This is a genomic window from Geodermatophilus sp. SYSU D00698 (assembly GCF_054050335.1).
On record NZ_JBJGZD010000004.1, the window covers coordinates 94,215 to 114,086 of the forward strand.

Sequence of the window (19,872 nt, forward strand, 5' to 3'; positions counted from 1 at the left end):
GTGTACCAGCTCTCCGCCAACATCGAACTGCTCTTCACCGAGGCCGGTGCCGACGCCGGCGACCGGGTCCGCGCCGCCGCGGCCGCCGGGTTCGACGCCGTCGAGATGTGGTTCTCCACCGACAAGGACCTCGACTCGCTGAGCAAGGCGCTGGCCGACACCGGCGTGCAGCTGACCTCGCTGCTCGCCGGCCCGCGGATGGGCTTCACCTTCCCGGGCACCGACCTCGCGCCGGCCCACGAGGGACTGGACGTCGCCGTCGAGCACGCGAAGCTCCTCGGCTGCCCGCGCGTGGTGCTCGCCTCGGGCGTGGGTTTCCCGGGCATGAACCGGCAGCGGAACCACCAGGTGATCATCGACATGTACGGGGAGGCGGTGGAGCGGCACAGCGACTCGGGTGTCGACTTCGTCCTCGAGCCGGTCAACTCCCGGGTGGACCACCCGGGCGCGCTCACCGACCGCACCGAGGACGCCGTGCACGTCGCTCGCGCCATCGGCAGCGACCGGTTCGGGATCCTCTACGACCTCTACCACTCGATCGCCCAGGGCGAGGACCCGGCGACCGAGCTGGCGAACGCCGCGGGCCACGTCAAGTACGTGCAGCTCGCCGACGCGCCGGGCCGGGGCGAGCCCGGCAGCGGCGCCGTCGACTGGCCCGCCCAGCTGGCCGTCCTGCGCGCCTCCGGTTACGACGGCCCGATCGGTCTCGAGTACTTCCCGACCGTCGAGACCACGAGGTCGGTCGAGTACATCCGGTCGGTCGCGGCGCAGGCGTGAGCGGGGACAAGCTCGACGTCCTCATCGCGACCGGCCGGGTCACCGTCGAGCACGACAACGAGCACCGCAGCTTCCGGCACCACACCGGCATGCTGACGGCGCTGCTGGAGTCGACCGGCCGGTTCCGCGTCCGGGTGCTCGAGGAGTTCCGCGGCGTCGGCGACGAACTGCTCGACCGCTTCGACGTCGTCCTGGTCGTGTACGAGGGCCGCGACGACTACCACTCGCCGGCCGAGCGGCTCGGGGACACCACCGAGCAGGCGCTGATCCGCTTCGTCCGCGACGAGGGCCGCGGGGTGCTGTGGTTCCACGGCTCCTCCGTGCAGGAGCCGGAGTGGGGCTGGCCCGAGGAGTTCGACCGGATGCGGGGGGCCACGCTCAGCAGGACCACGGGCCTGCGCCCCCGCCCCCAGGCGGAGGTGACCGTCCGGTTCCCGGAGCCGCGCCACGCCATCACCGAGGGCCTGCCCGCGGAGTGGTCCGTGGTCAACGACGACGTGCTGACCGGCGCGCGGATGGACCCGTCGGCGACGGTCCTGCTCACCGTGTTCGACGACGTGGCGACCTACCGGCGGGCCGGCTGGCCGAACGCGCACACCCCGGTGGACATCCCGCCCGGCGGGATCGAGGACCTGCCCGGCATGGACACCGACCAGCCCCTGGCGTGGGCCAACGAGTGGGGTGCGGGGCGGAGCGTGAGCATCGTCCTCGGGCACGACTGGGACACCTTCCGCAAGGTCCCCTTCATGACGCTGCTCGTGCGCGGCGCCGAGTGGGCGGCCACCGGGCAGGTCACACTCGGACCGCCCGAGCGGACCGGCGCGGCGCGGTGGCGGGTGTGGCCCTACTACGCCGGTGACCCGTCGCGGTTCGACCGGGCCACCCCCGCGGCCGCGGCCGCCGCCCGCCACTGACCCGTCGTCCCCCTCCAGGAGGGCCCGTGACCCGGCCGCCGTCGGCGCGCGACGTCCTCGTCCTCGCGCAGATCGTCGACCTCGTCCGCACCGGCGTCGCGGTCACCCGGCCGGAGCTCGAGGCGGTGACCGGGCTGGGCCGGACCGTCGTCAACGACCGGCTGCGCGAGGGGGTCGACCTCGGCGTGCTCGCGGAGGTCGACCCCCTCGCCACCGGCAGCCGGGGCCGCCCGTCACGGGCGGTGCGGCTGCGCACCGAGGCCGGCCTGGTGCTCTCGGCGTCCCTGGGGGCGGTGTCCCTGCACGCGGCGGTCAGCGACCTCGCCGGCACCGGACTCGCCCACCGGTTCGAGCGGATCGACGTCCGCGACGGACCCGAGCGCGTCCTGTCCCGGGTCGAGGCGCTGTTCGGGGACCTGCTGGCCGCGGTGCCGCAGCGGCTGGTGTGGGGGGTGGCCGTCGGCCTCCCCGGGCCGGTCGACGTCGCGACCGGCCGGGTCATCGCCCCGCCGATGATGCCGGGCTGGGACGGCGCCGACGTCCGGACCCGGTTCGGCGTCCGGTACGACGCGCCGGTCTGGGTCGACAATCAGGTCAACCTCATGGCGCTGGGGGAGTGGGAACGCGGCACACCCCGCGAGCGCCGCGACCTGCTGTTCGTCAAGGTGGCCACCGGCATCGGCAGTGCCCTGGTCACGGGTGGGCGGCTGCACCGGGGGGACAGCGGTGCCGCCGGCGACATCGGCCACGTGCGGGTGACCGACGACCCGTCCGCGGTCTGCCGGTGCGGGAAGACCGGGTGCCTGGAGGCGGTCGCCGGCGGCTGGGCGCTGGTCCGGCGGCTGACCGGGGAGGCGCGGGCCGGCCGCAGCCCGGTGCTGGCCGAGTGCCTGGCGCGCACCGGGCGGATCACCGGGGAGGACATCGGTGCCGCCACCGCCGCCGGCGACGAGGCCGCCCGGGCCGCGGTGGCCCGGGCGGGGCGCGTCACCGGCACCGCGGTGGCCGGCATCGTGAACTTCGCCAACCCGGGCACCCTCGTCCTCGGCGGTGGCGTGCTGCGGTCCGGTCCGCAGTTCTTCGCGGAGTTCGAGCGCGCGGTGTACGACGGCGCCATCGAGCTGGCCGCCCGCGCCCTGACCGTCCGCACCTCCTCCCTCGACCCGCGCGAGGGGACGACCGGCGGCGCGCTGCTCGTCGTCGACGCGCTGTTCCGGCCGTCGGTGATGCCGCTGTGGCTGGGCGCCGGATCGCCCCGGACCGCGGCGCCGCGACTGCAGGCGGCGACGTGAGGGCCCTGGTCGTCGGCGCCGGACCGGCCGGGTGCACGGCCGCGGTCGCCCTGGCCGGCCGGGGCGCCGACGTGGTGCTGGTGGAGGCGCACCCGGTGATCCGCCCGTCGGGTCCGGGGCTGCTCCTGCAGAGCGCGCCGCTGCGGGCGCTGGACTCCCTCGGGCTGCTCGAGGCCTGCCTCGAGCGCGGCCGCGCGCACGAGGAGCTCGACCTGTGCGACGCGAGCGGCACGGTGCGGACGGTGCTGAGGCCGCCGTCCCTGCTCGAGGGGCGCCCGGCCTCGGTGGCCATCTCGCGGGCGGCGCTCGGCGAGGTCCTGCTCGCCGCGGTGACCGCCTCGGGCACGGACCTGCGGCCGGCGACGACCGTGGCCGCCCTCGAGGACCGGGGGGACCGGGTCGAGGTCCGGCTCTCCGACGGTGCGACCGAGGTCGTCGACGTGGTCGTCGGCGCGGACGGGCTGCACTCGCGCACCCGGGCCCTGGTCCTGCCGGCCGCGCCCGGCCCCCGGCCGAACGGGCAGCTGATCTGGCGCGCGCCGGCCCCGCGGCCACCCGAGGTGACGCGGTACTCGATGCTCGACGGGGGTCCGGAGCGGGGGAAGGTCGGCGTCGTCCCGGTGTCGGACTCCTCGCTCTACGTCTGGCTGCTGGAGCCCGACCGCGGCGCGGAGCGCCCGCACCCCGACCGGCTGGCCGCCGCCCTCCGCGAGCGCCTGCGTCCCTTCGGCGGCGCGGTGCCGCTGGTCGCGGACCGCGTGGACGACGTCGACGTGCGCTCGCTGCAGTCGCTGCTCGTCCCGCTGCCGTGGTCCCGCGGCCGGACGGTGCTGATCGGGGACGCCGTCCACACCACCACGCCGCAGATGGCCTACGGCGTCGGCCTGGCGATCGAGGACTCCGTCGTCCTCGCCGACGTGCTGGCCGGGGACGACGACGTGCCGGCCGTCCTGCTCGGGTTCGGTGAGCGGCGGTTCGACCGCTGCCGGCTGGTCGTCGAGACCTCCGTGCGGCTGGGGGAGTGGGAGCAGCACCCACCCGCCGACCCGGCGCTCCCGGGACGCCTGACCGGACGGGTCCTGGCCGAGCTCGCCCGGCCCCTCTGACCGGCACCCGCAGCCCGCGCACGAGCGTCGGCGTCCCGCCCTGCGGTCCCTGTCCGGCGACATCCCGTCCGTCGGGACGACCCCGGCCGGCGGACCACCCCGGCGCCCGCCGCCTCAGTCGTGCGGTGCCCGCACGGCGGCCACCGCGGCCCCGAGCACGGCTCCGGTGCCGATGCAGCCGGCGAGGAAGCGCGCCGCGTCCCGGTGCCACCCCGTGATCCTGGAGTCGCTCCTGCGAGGGGTCGTACGCACTGCTGCGTCCATGCCCGACACGGTCCCGCTGCGGTCGTCACGCCGGACTCATCCCGGAGGGATGGGGGACCGGATCGTCCGGATGCCGGGTCCCGGGACCGTCGACGCCGCCGGCCCGCCGTGCCACCGTGGTCGGCAGGTGCGGTGCACCGTGCGGCGCGCCCGAGAGGACGGAGAGGGCCGTGGCGGACGTGAAGATCGAGCAGGAACTGACGCTCAGCCGCCCGGAGGTCGCCCGCCTCCTCCGGTCGCTGGCGGAGGGGCTGGAGTCCGACGACGGCGAGGTCGCCGTCCGGCTGGGGACCAGCACCGTCGAGCTGTCGGTCGGCGACCGGCTCCGCTGCGAGCTGGAGGTGGAGGTCGACGGCGACGAGATCGAGCTGGAGCTGGAGCTGAAGTGGCCGACCTCGCGCGGCACGGCCTCCGCCGCGCAGCAGGACCGCGCGGACGAGGAGGTGCCGACCGCCGCGGAGAGCTGGGCGGAGCCGGCTCCTCCCGCGCCGCGGAGTGCACCGGAGACCCGGACGAAGCCGGAGAAACGCCGCCCGTCGCCGGCCTGACCGCGCGGTCGGTGCGGTCGGCGCGGGCGGCGGGTCAGGGCCGGCGGGCGGCCCGCCGGCCCTGCGCCGCGTGGCGCCGGATGACCCGGGCGACCGTGCGGTAGCTGGCGGCGCGGTCGGCCCGGCCGCGCTCCACCGCCTCGGCGGTCAGCCGGTCGAAGGTCGCGGCGATCCGGGTGTCGGTGTCGGCGAGGAGCCGGCCGAGGTCGCGGGCCCGCTGGGTGGCCCGCAGCACGCGCTCGGGCGGCAGCAGCACCGGGGGCGGCGGGGAGCCGAGCCACGCCCAGACGGTCTTCCGGTCGCCGGCGGCCTCCCAGCCGTGCGCGGCCGACAGCCGGGCCACCATCGGCAGCCCCATGCCGCCGCGCGCCGCGTCCCGGTCCGGCGCCGGGAGCGGCGGGCGGTCGCAGGCCGCGTCGGACACCTCGACCAGCCAGCCGCCGTCGACGGTCACGGCGACGGTCACCGGTGGTCGCCCGTGCCGCAGGCCGTTGGACGCCAGCTCCTCGACCGCGAGCAGCAGCCGCTCCCTGGTGGCGTCGGGCAGCCCGTCGGCGGCGAGCGCCCCGCGCAGCCGCATCCGCATCCGCGTCAGCTCGGCGGCACTGCGCAGCTGCCCGCGCCACACCGTGGCGGCCCGGGTGCTCGGGGCGGGCGGCGGGTGCCGCGCCCACGTCGACCCGTCCATGCGTCCCGTCCCCGGGCGTCGGGCCTTGCTGTACCGGTTTCGTGTGGGTCCCCGCGTACCCACGGCGCGGCCCGCCCACGCACCGGGGGTGCGGGCGCCTCAGCGGGCCGACGGGACCGGCACCACGTCCCGCGCCGGACCCGCGGGACCCGCCGGGCGGTGGCGGTCGGCCGCCCAGCAGCCGGCGGCCACGAGCGCGAGCCCGGCGACCGCGGACCAGGGGTGGGCGACGACGGCCTCCTCCGCCCCGGCCAGCGGGTTCGCGAGCAGGCCGAGCCGGTCCAGCGCCCAACCGGTGGCGGCGGCCAGCGCCACGGCCGCGCCGGTCAGGCGCAGCGCCGGGTACCAGCGGGTCCGGGACACCACGTACAGCGACGGGGAGACCAGCGCCACGGTGAGCAGCTGGGCGAGCTCCACGCCCGCGTTGAACGCCAGCAGCGCGGGCACCGACGCCGAGCCGTCCAGGCCGAGGCCGGTGAGGATGCCCGCGAAGGCCAGCCCGTGCACCAGCCCGAAGCCGCCGGCGACCAGCACCTCCCCGCGGCGGGCCAGCGGCCGGGCCGCGTGCACGGCCGCCACCCCGACCGAGACGGCGATGAGGACCTCGACCGGCGCCCCGGGCACCGACACCCAGCCCAGCGCGGACGCGACCAGCGTCAGCGAGTGGCCCACGGTGAAGGCCGTGACGACCGCGAGCACCCGGCGCAGCGTCGGCACCGGGCCCTCCCGCCGCCGCCACCGCCCGCCGACCGCGACCAGCGGCGCGACCAGCAGCAGGGTGAGCAGGAACAGCAGGTGGTCGGCGCCCTCGAGCACGTGGTGCAGGCCGTACCCGACCACGTCGACCAGGCCGGGGGAGGCGACGTCCCCCACCTGCAGGGTGCCGTCGGAGGCGGTGAGAACGCCGGCGGTGGAGACGTCCCCGGCGGCGTCGGTGAGGACGACGACGGCCTCGTGCGCCGGGTCGGCCTCGATGATCCCGTCGTAGGCGAGCGTGAACGCCGACGGGTCGGCGCCGCCGGGGTCGAGCGCGACCTCGACGCCGAGCGAGTCGATGCCCTCGACCGTCTCCCGGACGACGTCGGTGTACGTCTCGGCTCACGCCGTCCCGTCGGCGCCGGTCACGGTCAGGTGCTCGTCGACGTACGCGGCGACCGCCCCGGCGTAGGACCCGACGTCGGTGGCGCTCGAGTGGTCGGTGCCCAGTGCCCGGTCCAGCGTCTCGAGCGCGACGGTCACGGTGGCGTCCACCGAGTCCTCGCCCACGCGGACCGACAGCGTGCTGCTGTCCAGGCCGTGCGCGCCGGCGACGGCGGGGGTGAGCAGGACGAGACCGGCCGTGAGGCTCCCGGTCAGGACGGCGCCGGCGGCGAGCGTGCGACGGCGGAGGAGGGAGGCCACGGCGCCCGACCGTGCCGGGCGTCCCTGGGAGGTCCCTGCACGTCGGCTGGCGGGTCGTCACCGAAGGCAACCATCCCCTCTCACAGCGTCCTCGCAGCGGTCGTCCAGGTCCCCCGGAGACGGCCCGCCCACGGTGGAGCCCGACCGACTCCCCCCTCGATCGAGAGAAGCCCCCGATGACGCTCCGCACGACCGTCGCCGCCGTCCTCCTCGCCGCCGTCGTCCCCGTCGCCGCCGCCTGCGGCACGACCGCCGAGGCCGCCACCACGGGCAGCGGCACCGGCAGCACGAGCACGACCGACACCGACACCGGCACCGGCACCGGCACGGATCCCGGCTCCCCGGGCGGTGGTGCCGAGGGCGGTGGCCCCGGCGGCGTCGACGTCTCCTCCGTCACCACCGAGGAGCAGCTGGTCGAGCTGGTCCAGGAGGCCTACGGCGACGCCGGCCTGGGCCTGCACCGCGGGCACCAGCCCGTCGAGGACGTGCTCGACGAGGTCCTCACCATCAGCCACGACGAGCTGCACGTGCGCATGGACGCCGGGCAGAACCTGGCCGCCGTCGCCGAGGACCTCGGCCTCGACCCGCAGGACCTCGTCGACGCGCTGGTCGAGTCCTGGAGCCCGGCCGTCGACACGGTCCTGGCCTCGGGCGGGATCACCGGGGACGAGGCCGAGCAGTACCGCGCCGCGCTCGAGGAGGCGTTCTCCTTCCGCGTGCACTGGGACGGCGAGGAGGCGACGCCGACCTTCCCCGGCCTGGCCGCCTGAGCCCCCCCACGACGCGACGGGGGCCGCGGGACGTCCGTGGCCCCCGTCCCGTGGAACTCCGCGGGCCGGCGGGCAGTTGCCCGTGTGACGGCGCCGCGCCCCTGCCCCCCGCGGTGCCGCTGCCGCCCGCGACCGGCGGGCGGGTGCGGGGCGCCGATCGCGAGGAGGGACCGGGCCGGTGGCCGAGGTGTGCGAGTCCGTGACGATCGACGGAGGGGTGCTCGTCGGGCACGACGGCTCCGCCGGCGCCCAGGAGGCGCTGGTGTGGGCGGCCGGCCTGGCCGGGCGGACCGGCCTCCCGCTGCACGTGCTCCGGGCGTGGAGCCTGGCCACCGCGCCGCGTCCGTCCACCCGGGAACCGGGCTACGTCCCTCCTCTGGAGGACTCCGAGCAGGCCGTGCGCCACGACCTGGAGCGCTGCGTCGCCGCGGCCGGCCTCGACCCGGCGGTGCGGGTGCGCACGCACGCGGTCCACGGCCCGGTGGCCCGGGTCCTGGTGCAGGCGGCCGGGGGCGCGGACCTGCTCGTCGTCGGCACCCGGGGCGGCGGTGGCTTCGCCGGGCTGCTGCTCGGGTCGACCAGCGACCAGATGGTCCACCACGCGCCGTGCCCGGTGACGGTGGTCCGCACCGGCACCGGACGCCCGCTCTCCTGGACCGCGGCGCCCGGGGAGGCCACCGCCTGACGTCGCCGCGCGTCCGGGCCCCCGTTCAGGCGCGGGGCATCCGCGAGCGGCCGGCGTCCGGGGCGGCCCCGGTCCGCAGCAGCGGCAGGGTCCGCCGCGGCACCAGCTCCGACAGCGCGACGACGCTGGTCGACCGGACCACCGACGGCGACCGGTTGAGCTCGACCAGCACCTGCTGCAGCGCCTCGTGCGACGCCGCGCCCACCCGGCACAGGACGTCGCCACTGCCCGTCGTCGCGTGCGCCTCCAGCACACCGGGGATGGCCTCGAGGTCGGCGCGGACCGCCTCGATCGCGCCCTGCGCGATCTCCAGCGTCACGAACGCCTGGACGCCGAACCCGGCCGCGGCGACGTCGACGTCCGGGCCGTAGCCGGTGACGACGCCGGACCGCTCGAGGCGCGCGACGCGGGCGGTGACCGTCGCCCGGGCCACGCCGAGCAGGCGGGACAGCTCCAGCGCGCCGGCACGGGGGTGCTCCCGCAGCGCCTCCAGCACCGCGACGTCCAGCGCGTCGAGCGTCATGCGTCCTCCCGGGGCGCGAGCTGTGCAGTCCGCCCAGTCGGCAGGCCGGTCCGCTGGGCCAGCGGTGCAGCCGGACCAGCCCCTGCGGTCAGGGTTGCACAGCACGGCCTCCGGCAGTGGGCTCTCCCCACGTCCCCGCGCAGAGGAGGCCTCCGGTGTCGATCGAGCAGACCCTCAACGACGAGGAACGCCTGGCCGGACTCGACCTGCGGCAGCTGGAGCAGCTGGTCGGCCTGGTGCAGTACGACGAGTCGGCCGACCCGTTCCCGGTCTCGGGCTGGGACGCGCTGGTGTGGGTCGTCGGCAACGCCGTGCAGACGGCGCACTTCCTGCAGTCCGCCTTCGGCATGGAGCTGGTCGCCTACTCCGGCCCCGAGACCGGCAACCGCGACCACCGCGCCTACGTGCTGCGCTCCGGCGCCGCCCGCTTCGTCGTCACCGGCGCCTACGACCCCGCCAGCCCCCGCGCCGACCACCACCGCGCGCACGGCGACGGCATCGTCGACATCGCCCTCGCCGTGCCCGACGTCGACCGGTGCGTCGCCCACGCCCGCGCCCAGGGCGCCACCGTCGTCGCCGAGCCGCACGACCTCACCGACGAGCACGGCACCGTCCGGCTGGCCACCATCGGCGCGTACGGCGACACCGTGCACACCCTCGTCGACCGCTCCCGCTACACCGGCCCCCACCTGCCCGGCTACGTCGCCCGGACGTCGTCCCACCGGCCGCGGCCCGGCCGCCCGCGCCGGCTGTTCCAGGCCGTCGACCACGTCGTCGGCAACGTCGAGCTCGGCGCCATGGACCGCTGGGTCGACTTCTACAACCGGGTCATGGGCTTCACCAACATGGCGGAGTTCATCGGCGACGACATCGCCACCGACTACTCCGCGCTGATGAGCAAGGTCGTCGCCAACGGCAACCACCGGGTCAAGTTCCCGCTCAACGAGCCGGCGGTGGGGAGGAGGAAGTCGCAGATCGACGAGTTCCTCGAGTTCTACCGCGGCCCCGGCGCCCAGCACGTGGCGCTGGCGACCGGCGACATCGTCGCCACCGTCGACGCCATGCGCGCCGAGGGCGTCGAGTTCCTCGCGACGCCGGACTCCTACTACGAGGACCCCGGGCTGCGGGCCCGCATCGGCGAGGTGCGCGTGCCGATCGAGGAGCTGCAGGCCCGCGGGATCCTCGTCGACCGCGACGAGGACGGCTACCTGCTGCAGATCTTCACCACGCCCACCGGCGACCGGCCGACGGTGTTCTTCGAGCTCATCGAGCGGCACGGCTCGCTCGGCTTCGGCAAGGGCAACTTCAAGGCACTCTTCGAGGCCATCGAGCGCGAGCAGGAGAAGCGCGGCAACTTTTAGGAGGACCACCCTTCCCCCCACGCCTCGCTCCGCTCGGCGTGGGCCCCTGAAGGGTGGCCGTTCCAGTCCCTCACCAGGGAGGCCACCATGGCGTTCTACCGGAGGGTGGGCGAGGTCCCGCCCAAGCGGCACACGCAGTTCCGGCGTCCCGACGGCGGCCTGTACGCCGAGGAGCTGATGGGGGAGGAGGGCTTCTCCAGCGACTCCTCGCTGCTGTACCACCGCGGCCTGCCCTCGGCGCTGGTCGACGCCCGCCCCTGGGAGCTGCCCGACCAGACCCTGACGCCGAACGCGCCGCTCGTGCCGCGCCACCTCAGGCTGCACGACCTGTTCCCCGGGGAGGAGCACAAGGGGGTCGACCCGGTCACCGGCCGGCGGCTGGTGCTGGGCAACGCCGACGTCCGCATCTCCTACGCCGTCTCGTCGCTGCCCAGCCCGTACTACCGCAACGCGGTCGGCGACGAGTGCGTGTTCGTCGAGCGCGGCACCGCCACCGTGGAGACGGTGTTCGGCGCGCTGGAGGCCGGCGCGGGCGACTACGTGGTGGTCCCGCGGGCCACCACCCACCGCTGGGTCCCCACCGGCGACGAGCCGCTGCGCACCTACGCGATCGAGGCCAACTCCCACATCGCGCCGCCCAGGCGCTACCTGTCCCGCTACGGGCAGTTCCTCGAGCACGCGCCCTACTGCGAGCGCGACCTCCGCGGCCCGGACGCCCCGCTGCTGGCCGAGGGCACCGACGTCGAGGTGTACGTCAAGCACCGCGGCCCCGGGCCCGGCGGGCTGGCCGGCACCGTCCACGTGACGCCGGAGCACCCCTTCGACGTCGTCGGCTGGGACGGCTGCCTCTACCCCTACGCGTTCGCCGTGGCGGACTTCGAGCCGATCACCGGGCGGGTGCACCAGCCGCCCCCGGTGCACCAGGTGTTCGAGGGCGTGAACTTCGTCATCTGCAACTTCGTGCCGCGGAAGGTCGACTACCACCCGCTGGCCGTGCCGGTGCCCTACTACCACTCCAACGTCGACAGCGACGAGGTCATGTTCTACGTCGACGGCGACTACGAGGCGCGCCGGGGCTCGGGGATCGGCAGGGGGTCGGTCTCGCTGCACCCCGGCGGGCACAGCCACGGCCCGCAGCCCGGCGCGGTGGAGCGGTCGCTCGGCGCGGAGCGGTTCGACGAGCTGGCGGTCATGGTCGACACCTTCCGCCCGCTCGAGCTCGGCGAGGCCGGCACCGCCTCCGACGACGGCCGCTACGCCTGGAGCTGGTCGGGCCGGGGACCCGGCACGTGAGCTGACGGGACCGGCCCGCCGGTCACCGGCGCGCGGGCGGCGGCGACGGCCGCGGCCAGCGTGGCCCGCAGCGCGGCGTCCCGCCGCCCTGCGGGCAAGTCCCACAGCGCCGCGACCGCCGCCTCCAGGCGGTGGCGCCCCGGCCCCTGCCGGTACAGCGGGTCCAGCCACCGGGCGAGGCCCGCCCACGGCCCGGTGCCGGCGACGCGGACGCACCGCCGCCCGGCGCCGGCGAGGTGCCGGCGCAGCACGGCCGGGTGTTCCGCCGCGGCGGCGGCGGCCCGCACCGCGGCGTGGACGACCGCGGCCGTGCGGCGGGCGTCCCGGAAGCGGGCGGCGCCGGCCAGGGCGGGGGCGAAGGCGGCCAGCAGCGGCCGCCCGTCGTCGGTGGAGGCGTCGTTCACCAGCCGGGCCAGCGCGGCCAGGGTGGGGTCGGTGCAGCGGGGGTGGTCGTCGAAGGAGGTCCCGGCGAGCACCGAGACGTACTCCATGAGACAGGCGCCCTGCTCCGGCGACGCGTGCCACCCGGCCCGGAGCCGGGGGAGCCCGTCGGGGACGACGGGCCGGTCGGTCCTCTCCATGGTCCACCACCCGGTTCGGTCGACGGACGGCGACGGCGCGGCCAGTGTCGCGCGCACCGCCGCGGCTGTGGGCCTGTCGGCACGCGCAGCCTCGTCGCGTGCGCCCGTCCGCACGTCGCCCCGACCGGATGAGTCGCGGCCGGCCGCGTCGTCCCCGGAGGACGGTGTCCGCGGGCGCGGACGCGGGCCACGGTCGTCGTCGGGCCCGGTGCGCGGAGGTGGTGATGACCGACGACACGACGCCGCCGCCGGAGCGGCGCCTGCTGCGCGCCCTGGGCACGCCCGGCTCGGTGCGCGACGCGTTCGACTTCCGGGACCGCCGCGAGGAGGGACGGCGCCTGTCCGCCGAGCTGTTCGGCACCTTCCTCCTGGTGCTCGTGGCCGTCGGCGGGGGGATGGTCGACGCCCGCTTCGGCGGGTCGGCCGTGCCCTACGGCGCGCTGGCCGTCGCCCCGGCGCCCGTGGTCACCGCCGCCATCCTGTTCATGGGCGCCGTCTCGGGCGCGCACCTGAACCCGGCGGTGAGCACCGCGTTCGCGCTGCGCGGCGACTTGCCGTTCCGGCCCGTGCCCGCCCACGTCGTCGCGCAGTTCCTCGGCGCCGTCCTCGCGACCCTGCTGCTGTGGGCCCTGATCGGCCGGCAGGGGAGCGCCGGGCTCACCCTGCCGGGCCCGGGCGTCCCGGCCACCACGGCGCTGCTGTGGGAGGCCGTCCTCACCGTCGGGCTGGTCAGCGTGATCCTGGGCGTGTCCTCGGGGGCGCAGAACGTGGGACCGCTGGCGGCGGTCGGCGTCGGCAGCTGGATCGCCCTGGCCGGGCTGTTCGGCTCGCCGGTGAGCGGCGCCTCGACGAACCCCGCCCGCTCGCTCGGCCCGGCGCCGGTCCTCGGCGACCGGACGGCGTGGTGGGCCCACCTGCTCGGGCCCGCCACCGGGGCGGTGGTCGCCGTGGCCGTCGCGGTCGTGCTGCGGGGCGCCGGGGGAGGGCGCATCGGTCGGCTCGCGGCCCAGGGGGCGCTGGGCGAGGACCGGCGGGCCCCCGCCGGCGGCGCGCCCGACGTCAGGGGACCGGGGGCAGGTCGGTCACCTCGACGGTGAGCTCGCCCCCGCCCTCGTGCCGCGCGGTCAGCCGGCCGGCCCGGCGCAGCATCCCCAGCGAGGCGCGGTTGTGCGCGGCCACGGTCGTGCGCAGCCGCACGACGTCGCGGGGCCGGCGGGCCAGCACGGCGTCCAGCAGCGCCCGGCCCACACCGCGGCCCTGCCAGGAGTCGAGCACGGTGACCGCGACGTCGGCCGTCTCCGGCTCGCCGGGCCAGCGCACCAGCCGGGCCACGCCGACCGGGCGGGCGCCGCCGTCGGCCGGGAAGGCGGTGAGGACGACGGCGACGTGGTCGACGCCGTCCACGCCGTCGACCAGGAGCCGCAGCAGGGAGTCGGACAGCTCGGGCAGGTCGGTGAGGAAGCGGGAACGCCGTGACTCGGGCGAGAGCTCGGCGTAGCCGGCCCGCAGCGCCTCGCCGTCGGTGTCCAGCAGCGGCCAGACCAGGGCCGGCGTGCCGTCGGCGAGGACGGCCTCCGTCAGCGGGCCGGCCGCGGCTGCCCGCTCGGTGGTCGTGCTCGGGGTGCTCACGAGGGGTACAACGCCCGCGGGGGTCGCAGGCGTCCGGGATGTGCGCGGGAGCACGTCGTTGCCACGGGGCGCCGCGGCCCGCACCCTCGCTGCATGACGCGCAGGGGGACGTCCACCGGCACCGTGGTCCGCTGGGACGAGCAGGCGCGCGGCGCCGTCGTCGAGGTGCCCGGCCTGCCCGGCGACTGCTGGGCCGACGCCGCCGCCGTCGACCCGGCCGGGGAGTCGCTGCGCGCCGGGCAGGTGGTCACCGTCGACTGGGTCGAGGAGCCGGCGCACGGGCGGCCGTTCCGCGCGGTGCGCGTCCGGCGGCGGGAGGACCTGCAGGCCACACCCGGCGCCTGAGCCGGACCCGCGCGCGACCCGCTGGGCCCGAGCGGTCACGCGGAGCACGATGACCGGTACGCCACAGTCCGTGCCGGCGTCAGGAGGCCCCGTGGAGCAGCGGACCGGAGCACGCGCACTACTCGGGACGGCGACGGGCGCCGCGGTCCTCGTCCTCCTCGCCGTCGCGTGCGGCACGGGGCAGGACGCGGAGACCGCGCAGGAGGTGCCGGACACCCCGGGCGTCGACGGCTCGGTCGGGCAGGTCGCCCTCAGCGACGTGTACCTCGACGCCGACGCGACGATCGGCGCCGGCGACTCGGTCGCCCTCCGCGGCGCGCTGACCAACGACGGGGACACCGACGACCGGCTGGTCTCGGTGAGCACGCCCGCGGCCGGGTCGGTCACGCTGCTCGACGAGCAGGGCGACAGCAGCCCCGACGGCATCGACCTGCCCGCCGACGGCTCGGTCGACGCGACCCGGGGCCAGGTCCGGATGCAGCTCGACGACGTGACCGCCGACATCACCACCACGGACACCGTCCAGGTCACGTTCGCCTTCCAGGAGGCCGGGCAGGTGCAGCTCGACGTGCCCGTCGGGACGGCGGGGTCGTAGGGCCGGCGGGGACCCGGCTCGGGCCGGCGGCGCCGCGGGCGTGCTCTGACACACTCGCCGCACCGTCTCCCGAGCCCTCCAGGAGGACCCGTGCGCGCCGCGCAGATCACCAGCCTCGACGGCCCCTCGGCCATCTCCGTCGCCGACGTCCCCGAGCCCGACGCCGGCGGCAAGGTCGTGATCGACGTGCACGTCGCCGGCGTGACCTTCCCCGAGGTGCTCCTCAGCCGCGGCGAGTACCAGCTCAAGCCGCCGGTGCCGTTCGTGCCCGGCAGCGAGGTGGCCGGCGTCGTGCGCAGCGCCCCGGAGGGCAGCGGGCTCGCCGCCGGGCAGCGGGTGGCGGCCTTCCCCGGCTTCGGCGGCTTCGCCGAGGTGGCCGCGGCCGACCCGGGCTTCGTCTTCCCGCTGCCCGACGGCGTCTCCTTCGAGCAGGGCGCCGCGCTGCCGATGAACTACCTGACCATGCACTTTGCGCTGCGCCGGCGGGGGCAGCTGCGCGAGGGCGAGACGGTGCTCGTGCACGGCGCCGCGGGCGGGCTGGGGACGGCGGGCGTCCAGCTCGCCAGGGCCTACGGCGCGCGGGTGCTCGCGGTGGTGTCCAGCGAGGCCAAGGGCGAGGTGGCCCGCGCCGCCGGCGCCGACGAGGTCGTGCTCGCCGACGGGTTCCGCGAGCGGGTGAAGGAGCTCACCGGCGGCCGCGGCGTCGACGTCGTCGCCGACCCGGTCGGCGGGGACCGGTTCACCGACTCGCTGCGCAGCCTCGGCCGCGAGGGCCGGCTGCTGGTGCTCGGCTTCACCGGCGGCGAGATCCCCACCGTCAAGGTCAACCGGCTGCTGCTCAACAACGTGTCGGTGGTCGGCGTCGGCTGGGGCGCGTTCTGGGCCGGGGACCCCGGCTTCGTGCGCGAGCAGTGGGCCGACCTGCTGCCGCTGCTCGAGCAGGGCCGCCTCCGGCCGGTGCTCGGCACGGTGCACGACCTCGCCGACGCCGCGGCCGCGGTCACCGAGCTCGACGAGCGCCGCGCCACCGGCAAGGTCCTGCTGCGCGTGCGCGACTGACCCGGGGCCCAAGGGCCCCGCGCGCCCGGGCCGTCCGGGCGTGGGGGCGGGACGGGTCACCCCGCGAGGCTGGGGCGGTCCGTCCCGCACCCGACGCAGGAGGCAGCCATGACGGCGCTCTCCGCCCCGTACGCCGCGACCACCGACGTCCACGTCACCGGCCGGCGCGTCCTCGCCACGCTCATCGACAGCGTGGTCGTCGGCGCCGCCTTCACCCTGCTGGCCGCGGGCACCGACTCCATCGAGCAGGTGGGCCCGTGGGAGTGGGTGTCCGACGCCCCGGCGTGGGCCACCGTGCTCTACGCCGTGGCCGCCGTCGCCTACTTCGTCCTCATGGAGGGGGCGCTCGGCCAGACGCTGGGCAAGATGGCGGCCGGGATCCGCGTCGTCGACGAGCGGTCCGGCGCCACGCCGCCGGGGTACGCCGCCGCGGCCGTCCGCACCGTGCTGCGGGTGGTCGACGGTCTCCTCGGCTACCTGGTGGCCTTCGTCGTCGTGCTGTCCAACCCCCGCCGGCAGCGGCTCGGGGACATGGCCGCGCACACCCTCGTCGTCCGGACCTGACCGGCGCCGGTCACAGCAGCTTGGGGAAGACCGCGAGCAGGCCGACGCCGACCAGGCCGAGCGCCACGGCGGTACCGAGCAGCACCCACTGCGAGCGGGCGGCGCGCACCCGCGCCGACATGGCCGCGAAGAACAGCACCGCGGCGAACAGCACCGTGAGGACCGTGTAGTCGTCACCGCGCTGGTCGTCGGTGAGGGCGGTGTCGAACGCCGCCGACGCCCGGGCGTCGAGGTCGGCGGCGACCTGCTGCTCCGGCAGGACGTAGGAGGGCATGTCGAACGGGGAGGCGGCGGCGGTGCCGCCGGCCGCCAGCCAGTCCCCGTGGGCGGTCGCCAGCGGCTCGGGGAAGCGGGCGACGAGGAACTCCGCCAGCTCCGGCTCCCCGGAGCCCTGCGCGACGACCCACTGGGTCCACAGCCCGATCTGGTTGGTCAGCCGGGCGTCGGCCAGGGCGGCCGCGCGGGCGGCCTCGATCCGGTCGGCCGAGGCCCGGCTGAACGCGATGGACGTCTCCCCGCCCCACTGGCCGGCCTGGAAGGCCGACCAGGCGGTGAGCAGGGTCGTGATCGACAGGACGACGACGGCGACGAACTCCAGCACCGGGCCCGGGCGCGGCGGGGCCGGGCGCGGCGGGTCCGGGCGGGCCGCCGTCTCCTCGGGGGCGGCCGGGCTCCGCTCGTCGACTCGGCTCACCGGGGACCCCCGATCTGCGGCGGGCGTCCAGGGTGCCCGCCGGGCCCGGCGCCGGGGTCATCCCGGCGGGACGGTCGGGCGGCGCCCGCGCCGCCCCGCCTCGTCCGCCCGGGGTGAGGCGGGACCCGCCGCCGCGACGGGACGGTGGCGCGTCCGGCCTCGACCGTGCCACTCCCGACCGGCGGAGGACCCCATGGCCAAGACGACACCCGCCAGGACCCCACCGCCCGCCCCGTCGTCCCGCCCGGCGCGGCGCCGGGTCCGGCCGGGGCAGGTCCTCGCGCTGGTCCTCGCCGTCGTGACGGTCGCGTTCATCCTGCAGAACCGCGACCGGGTCACCGTCGACCTGTTCACCGTCGACGTCTCGTCGCCGCTGTGGCTGATCCTGACGATCGTGCTGCTGGTCGGCGTGCTCCTGGGGATGATCCTGCGCACCCGGCGGTGACGGGCCGATGACCTTCGACGTCGACCGGCTGCTGCGGCTGTGGACCGACCCGCTGCCCGGCGGACCCGCCGCGGAGGAGGCCTTCCGCGCGGTCTACACCGACCCCGTCACGGTCAACGGCCGGCCGCTGGCCGCCGCCGACCTGGTCGCCCGCGCCCGGGCGGTGCAGCGCACCTTCGAGCGGGTGGAGCGGCAGGTCGTCGCCGTGGTCGAGGACGGCGACCGGGTCGTGGTCGCCTTCCGGATGGGCGGCCGGCAGGTGGGGCCGCTGCAGACCGCGGCCGGCCCGCTCCCGCCCACCGGCCGGGACGTGCGGCTGCGGGTGGTCGACGTCCTCACCCTCGACGGCGGCCGGATCGCCGACGTCTGGATGGTCGCCGACGAGCTCGGGGCGCTGGCCGCCGTCGACGCCGTCCGCCTCGTGCGCGCCTGACCAGGCCCTCCGCGAGCGCCCCCGGAACGGATCCGTCCGGGTCCTGACACCGGCGACGCGGGTGGGTAGCGTCATCCTTGTGACCACCCCGCAGGGTCTGGGCACCCCGACCGGACTCCGGCCGGGGGACCACGCCTGCTGGTCCGTCGGTGACGGCGCCGACCTGGCCGCGGCGGTCGTGCCCTTCCTCGAGGAGGGGCGCCGGCGTGACGAGCAGCTGGTCGTGGTCGGCCCCTCGCGGTCCGCCCTGCTGGCCGCGGTGTCGGGACTGCCGCACCGGGACGAGCTGCTCGCCGCCGGCCGGCTCGACCTGCAGACGACCGGTGACAGCTACACGGCCGCGGGCGGCCTCACCCCGGCCGGGCAGGTGGAGCACTACCGCGCCGCGACGCGGGCGGCGCTCGCCGGCGGGCGCACCGGCCTGCGGGTGGCGGCGGACGTCACCGAGCTGGTCAGCGGCGGGCCGGCCGGCCGCCGCCTGCTGCACGCCTACGAGCAGCTCGCCGACGAGCTCATGGCCGCGGTCCCCATGACCGCGCTGTGTCTCTACGACGCGTCGGTGGGCCCGGAGGTCCTCGGGCCGGTCGCCGTCCTCCACCCGCTGCAGCACCTCGGCGACCGGCTGCCGCTGGCGCACCTGTCCGGCCGCGGACCCCGGCTGTCGCTGCACGGCGAGGTGGACCTCACCGAGGCCGCGCACGTGGCGACCGCGCTGGTCGACGTCGCCGGCGACACCCCCGGCGAGCTGGTGCTCGACCTCGCGGACCTCGGCTTCCTCGACGTGGCGGGCGCCCGGGCACTGGCCGGCGCGGCGCGGGAGCTGGCCGCCCGCGGGATCGACCTGCGGCCGGTGGCGGCGCGCCGGAACGTGCTGCGCTGCCTGGAGCTGTTCGGCCTGGAGCCGTCCGGCACGGCCCCGGGGCAGCCGTGACCTGGCTGCGCCCGACCGGCGGCTGGGACGGCACCGGCCTCGCCCACGAGGGGTTCGTCTTCTCCTCCGACGCCGAGCTGGTCGAGCGGGTGGTGCCCTTCGTCCTCGAGGGCTTCCGCCGGGACGAGCCGGTGCTCGTCGTCGCCGGGGAGCGGGTGCGCAGCCTGCTGGCCGGGCAGCTGGGGACCGACCTCGGCCGGCTGGCGGTCTTCGCCGCCGCGGAGACCTGGTGGCGCGGCGGCCACGGCACGCTGCAGGCCTACGACCGCGACCTGCGCGCCCTCCGCGCCGAGGCGCCGAGCTGGCGGCTGGCCGCCGAGCCGGTGTGGCTGGCCCGGGAGGACGGGCGGGAGTGGAGCCGCTTCGAGGCGGTGGCCAACCGCTGCTACGACACGATGCCGTACTACAGCCTCTGCCTGCACGACGCCCAGCGGCTGCCCGCCGACGTCCTCGCGGCCGTCGCCCGCACCCACCCGCTCACCTGGGACGGCGCCGCCCCGGCACCCCAGCCGGCGTACGAGGACCCGGCCTGCTTCCTGCACCGGGCGCAGCCGGCCTGGACCCCGCGCCCCGAGGCCGCGGCCGTGCTGCCGGTGACGTCGCCGGCGCAGGGCCGCCGCGCGCTGAGCGTGCTGCTGCCGGCCGGCCGGCGCGCGCGGCTGGGCGACGTCGTCCTGGCCGCCCACGAGCTGCTGGTCAACGCGCTGGGGGCCGCCCCCTTCGCGGAGCTGTCGACCTGGACCGACGGGGACGCCTTCGTCGTCGAGGTGGCCGACGCCGGGCCCGGCCTGGCCGACGCGACGCTCGGCTACGTGCCCCCGGACCCCGCCGACGGCGCGCGCGGCATGTGGCTGGCGTGGAGCCTGGCCGACGACGCCGCCGTCCGCACCGGGCCGGCCGGCACCACGGTCCGGCTGTTCTTCCGCGCCTGACCCGGCGGCTCCCGACCCCACGGCACGGAGCGGTCCCCGCGG

The 19,872-nt window shown here is 77.0% G+C and carries 25 protein-coding genes; 18 read left to right on the forward strand and 7 right to left on the reverse strand.

All coding sequences use genetic code 11. The features are described from left to right. The 5 genes from ACI8AB_RS05250 (at nucleotide 1) to ACI8AB_RS05270 (ending at nucleotide 4,901) form a co-directional block, all read left to right on the forward strand. Nucleotides 1-777 (forward strand): TIM barrel protein, encoded by a 777-nt coding sequence (locus ACI8AB_RS05250; RefSeq protein ID WP_456949217.1) that lies wholly within the window; start codon nucleotides 1-3, stop codon nucleotides 775-777. Then, the gene (locus ACI8AB_RS05255; protein WP_456949218.1) at nucleotides 774-1,691 is read left to right on the forward strand and encodes a ThuA domain-containing protein; all 918 of its coding nucleotides are present in this window, start codon (nucleotides 774-776) and stop codon (nucleotides 1,689-1,691) included. Before ACI8AB_RS05250 ends, ACI8AB_RS05255 begins: the two co-directional genes overlap by 4 nt. A 26-nt stretch (nucleotides 1,692-1,717) precedes the next feature. Then, nucleotides 1,718-2,983 (forward strand): ROK family protein, encoded by a 1,266-nt coding sequence (locus ACI8AB_RS05260; protein ID WP_456949219.1) that lies wholly within the window; start codon nucleotides 1,718-1,720, stop codon nucleotides 2,981-2,983. Then, on the forward strand, nucleotides 2,980-4,089 hold the full coding sequence (locus ACI8AB_RS05265; RefSeq protein ID WP_456949220.1) for an FAD-dependent monooxygenase: 1,110 nt from the start codon (nucleotides 2,980-2,982) through the stop codon (nucleotides 4,087-4,089). Before ACI8AB_RS05260 ends, ACI8AB_RS05265 begins: the two co-directional genes overlap by 4 nt. A 434-nt stretch (nucleotides 4,090-4,523) precedes the next feature. Beyond that, a complete protein-coding gene (locus tag ACI8AB_RS05270) occupies nucleotides 4,524-4,901 on the forward strand; it encodes an amphi-Trp domain-containing protein (protein WP_456949221.1) in 378 nt (125 codons plus the stop codon). A gap of 34 nt (nucleotides 4,902-4,935) precedes the next feature. On the opposite strand, the gene ACI8AB_RS05275 is transcribed toward ACI8AB_RS05270, so the two are convergent. From ACI8AB_RS05275 to ACI8AB_RS05285, 3 genes are all read right to left on the reverse strand, one after another. After that, nucleotides 4,936-5,589: an ATP-binding protein gene (locus ACI8AB_RS05275; protein ID WP_456949222.1), complete on the reverse strand. Its 654-nt coding sequence runs from the start codon at nucleotides 5,587-5,589 to the stop codon at nucleotides 4,936-4,938. Between the two features lie 99 nt (nucleotides 5,590-5,688). Then, on the reverse strand, nucleotides 5,689-6,462 hold the full coding sequence (locus tag ACI8AB_RS05280) for a HupE/UreJ family protein (protein WP_456949223.1): 774 nt from the start codon (nucleotides 6,460-6,462) through the stop codon (nucleotides 5,689-5,691). A 225-nt stretch (nucleotides 6,463-6,687) separates the two neighbouring features. Then, nucleotides 6,688-6,990 (reverse strand): hypothetical protein, encoded by a 303-nt coding sequence (locus tag ACI8AB_RS05285; RefSeq protein ID WP_456949224.1) that lies wholly within the window; start codon nucleotides 6,988-6,990, stop codon nucleotides 6,688-6,690. A 176-nt stretch (nucleotides 6,991-7,166) separates the two neighbouring features. Here ACI8AB_RS05285 and ACI8AB_RS05290 point away from each other — a divergent pair, with 176 nt between their 5' ends. Together ACI8AB_RS05290 and ACI8AB_RS05295 are read left to right on the forward strand one after the other, a co-directional pair. Then, nucleotides 7,167-7,760, forward strand: a complete 594-nt coding sequence (locus ACI8AB_RS05290) for a hypothetical protein (protein WP_456949225.1) — start codon at nucleotides 7,167-7,169, stop codon at nucleotides 7,758-7,760. Nucleotides 7,761-7,959: 199 nt separating this feature from the next. Next, on the forward strand, nucleotides 7,960-8,445 hold the full coding sequence (locus ACI8AB_RS05295) for a universal stress protein (protein WP_456949226.1): 486 nt from the start codon (nucleotides 7,960-7,962) through the stop codon (nucleotides 8,443-8,445). Nucleotides 8,446-8,470: 25 nt separating this feature from the next. On the opposite strand, the gene ACI8AB_RS05300 is transcribed toward ACI8AB_RS05295, so the two are convergent. Beyond that, a complete protein-coding gene (locus tag ACI8AB_RS05300) occupies nucleotides 8,471-8,968 on the reverse strand; it encodes an Lrp/AsnC family transcriptional regulator (RefSeq protein ID WP_387988120.1) in 498 nt (165 codons plus the stop codon). Between the two features lie 155 nt (nucleotides 8,969-9,123). On the opposite strand from ACI8AB_RS05300, the gene hppD reads away from it, so the two are divergent. Next, nucleotides 9,124-10,329, forward strand: a complete 1,206-nt coding sequence (gene hppD / locus ACI8AB_RS05305) for a 4-hydroxyphenylpyruvate dioxygenase (RefSeq protein WP_456949227.1) — start codon at nucleotides 9,124-9,126, stop codon at nucleotides 10,327-10,329. An 87-nt stretch (nucleotides 10,330-10,416) separates the two neighbouring features. After that, nucleotides 10,417-11,622: a cupin domain-containing protein gene (locus tag ACI8AB_RS05310; RefSeq protein ID WP_456949228.1), complete on the forward strand. Its 1,206-nt coding sequence runs from the start codon at nucleotides 10,417-10,419 to the stop codon at nucleotides 11,620-11,622. Here the strand turns inward: ACI8AB_RS05310 and ACI8AB_RS05315 are convergent. Further along, nucleotides 11,583-12,203, reverse strand: coding sequence for a hypothetical protein (locus ACI8AB_RS05315; RefSeq protein ID WP_456949229.1), 621 nt, complete (start codon nucleotides 12,201-12,203; stop codon nucleotides 11,583-11,585). The two genes, ACI8AB_RS05310 and ACI8AB_RS05315, sit on opposite strands and share 40 nt — an antisense overlap. 224 nt (nucleotides 12,204-12,427) lie before the next feature. Between ACI8AB_RS05315 and ACI8AB_RS05320 the strand changes: the two genes are divergently transcribed. Then, nucleotides 12,428-13,300 (forward strand): MIP/aquaporin family protein, encoded by an 873-nt coding sequence (locus ACI8AB_RS05320; RefSeq protein WP_456949230.1) that lies wholly within the window; start codon nucleotides 12,428-12,430, stop codon nucleotides 13,298-13,300. Here ACI8AB_RS05320 and ACI8AB_RS05325 read toward each other — a convergent pair. Beyond that, complete coding sequence (locus tag ACI8AB_RS05325; protein WP_456949231.1) at nucleotides 13,263-13,832, reverse strand: N-acetyltransferase family protein; 570 nt, start codon at nucleotides 13,830-13,832, stop codon at nucleotides 13,263-13,265. The genes ACI8AB_RS05320 and ACI8AB_RS05325 overlap by 38 nt on opposite strands. A gap of 93 nt (nucleotides 13,833-13,925) precedes the next feature. On the opposite strand from ACI8AB_RS05325, the gene ACI8AB_RS05330 reads away from it, so the two are divergent. The 4 genes from ACI8AB_RS05330 to ACI8AB_RS05345 all read left to right on the forward strand — a co-directional run bounded on the left by ACI8AB_RS05330 (nucleotide 13,926) and on the right by ACI8AB_RS05345 (nucleotide 16,395). Beyond that, nucleotides 13,926-14,177 (forward strand): hypothetical protein, encoded by a 252-nt coding sequence (locus ACI8AB_RS05330; RefSeq protein WP_456949232.1) that lies wholly within the window; start codon nucleotides 13,926-13,928, stop codon nucleotides 14,175-14,177. Between the two features lie 91 nt (nucleotides 14,178-14,268). Then, nucleotides 14,269-14,772 (forward strand): copper chaperone PCu(A)C, encoded by a 504-nt coding sequence (locus tag ACI8AB_RS05335; RefSeq protein ID WP_456949233.1) that lies wholly within the window; start codon nucleotides 14,269-14,271, stop codon nucleotides 14,770-14,772. A gap of 90 nt (nucleotides 14,773-14,862) precedes the next feature. Then, a complete protein-coding gene (locus ACI8AB_RS05340; protein WP_456949234.1) occupies nucleotides 14,863-15,831 on the forward strand; it encodes an NADPH:quinone oxidoreductase family protein in 969 nt (322 codons plus the stop codon). Between the two features lie 108 nt (nucleotides 15,832-15,939). Beyond that, nucleotides 15,940-16,395 (forward strand): RDD family protein, encoded by a 456-nt coding sequence (locus ACI8AB_RS05345; RefSeq protein WP_456949235.1) that lies wholly within the window; start codon nucleotides 15,940-15,942, stop codon nucleotides 16,393-16,395. A gap of 10 nt (nucleotides 16,396-16,405) precedes the next feature. Here ACI8AB_RS05345 and ACI8AB_RS05350 read toward each other — a convergent pair whose 3' ends face one another. Next, nucleotides 16,406-17,089, reverse strand: coding sequence for a hypothetical protein (locus tag ACI8AB_RS05350; protein ID WP_456949236.1), 684 nt, complete (start codon nucleotides 17,087-17,089; stop codon nucleotides 16,406-16,408). Nucleotides 17,090-17,282: 193 nt separating this feature from the next. On the opposite strand from ACI8AB_RS05350, the gene ACI8AB_RS05355 reads away from it, so the two are divergent. The 4 genes from ACI8AB_RS05355 to ACI8AB_RS05370 all read left to right on the forward strand — a co-directional run bounded on the left by ACI8AB_RS05355 (nucleotide 17,283) and on the right by ACI8AB_RS05370 (nucleotide 19,830). Continuing rightward, nucleotides 17,283-17,534: a lipopolysaccharide assembly protein LapA domain-containing protein gene (locus ACI8AB_RS05355; protein ID WP_456949237.1), complete on the forward strand. Its 252-nt coding sequence runs from the start codon at nucleotides 17,283-17,285 to the stop codon at nucleotides 17,532-17,534. A gap of 7 nt (nucleotides 17,535-17,541) precedes the next feature. Next, complete coding sequence (locus tag ACI8AB_RS05360) at nucleotides 17,542-17,967, forward strand: ester cyclase (RefSeq protein WP_456949238.1); 426 nt, start codon at nucleotides 17,542-17,544, stop codon at nucleotides 17,965-17,967. Between the two features lie 79 nt (nucleotides 17,968-18,046). Further along, the gene (locus ACI8AB_RS05365; protein ID WP_456949239.1) at nucleotides 18,047-18,898 is read left to right on the forward strand and encodes an MEDS domain-containing protein; all 852 of its coding nucleotides are present in this window, start codon (nucleotides 18,047-18,049) and stop codon (nucleotides 18,896-18,898) included. After that, entirely contained in the window at nucleotides 18,895-19,830 is a 936-nt protein-coding gene (locus ACI8AB_RS05370; protein WP_456949240.1) for an anti-sigma factor RsbA family regulatory protein, read from the forward strand. The genes ACI8AB_RS05365 and ACI8AB_RS05370 overlap by 4 nt, the downstream gene beginning before the upstream one ends. The last annotated feature ends 42 nt before the right edge of the window (nucleotides 19,831-19,872 follow it).

Bases quoted from the DNA above. Each gene is read 5' to 3' on its own strand.
- ACI8AB_RS05320 (WP_456949230.1), top strand. From the start codon at position 12,428: ATGACCGACGACACGACGCCGCCGCCGGAGCGGCGCCTGCTGCGCGCC.
- ACI8AB_RS05315 (WP_456949229.1), bottom strand. From the start codon at position 12,203: ATGGAGAGGACCGACCGGCCCGTCGTCCCCGACGGGCTCCCCCGGCTC.
- ACI8AB_RS05300 (WP_387988120.1), bottom strand. From the start codon at position 8,968: ATGACGCTCGACGCGCTGGACGTCGCGGTGCTGGAGGCGCTGCGGGAG.
- ACI8AB_RS05275 (WP_456949222.1), bottom strand. From the start codon at position 5,589: ATGGACGGGTCGACGTGGGCGCGGCACCCGCCGCCCGCCCCGAGCACC.
- ACI8AB_RS05310 (WP_456949228.1), top strand. From the start codon at position 10,417: ATGGCGTTCTACCGGAGGGTGGGCGAGGTCCCGCCCAAGCGGCACACG.
- ACI8AB_RS05345 (WP_456949235.1), top strand. From the start codon at position 15,940: ATGACGGCGCTCTCCGCCCCGTACGCCGCGACCACCGACGTCCACGTC.
- ACI8AB_RS05355 (WP_456949237.1), top strand. From the start codon at position 17,283: ATGGCCAAGACGACACCCGCCAGGACCCCACCGCCCGCCCCGTCGTCC.
- ACI8AB_RS05330 (WP_456949232.1), top strand. From the start codon at position 13,926: ATGACGCGCAGGGGGACGTCCACCGGCACCGTGGTCCGCTGGGACGAG.
- ACI8AB_RS05290 (WP_456949225.1), top strand. From the start codon at position 7,167: ATGACGCTCCGCACGACCGTCGCCGCCGTCCTCCTCGCCGCCGTCGTC.
- ACI8AB_RS05360 (WP_456949238.1), top strand. From the start codon at position 17,542: ATGACCTTCGACGTCGACCGGCTGCTGCGGCTGTGGACCGACCCGCTG.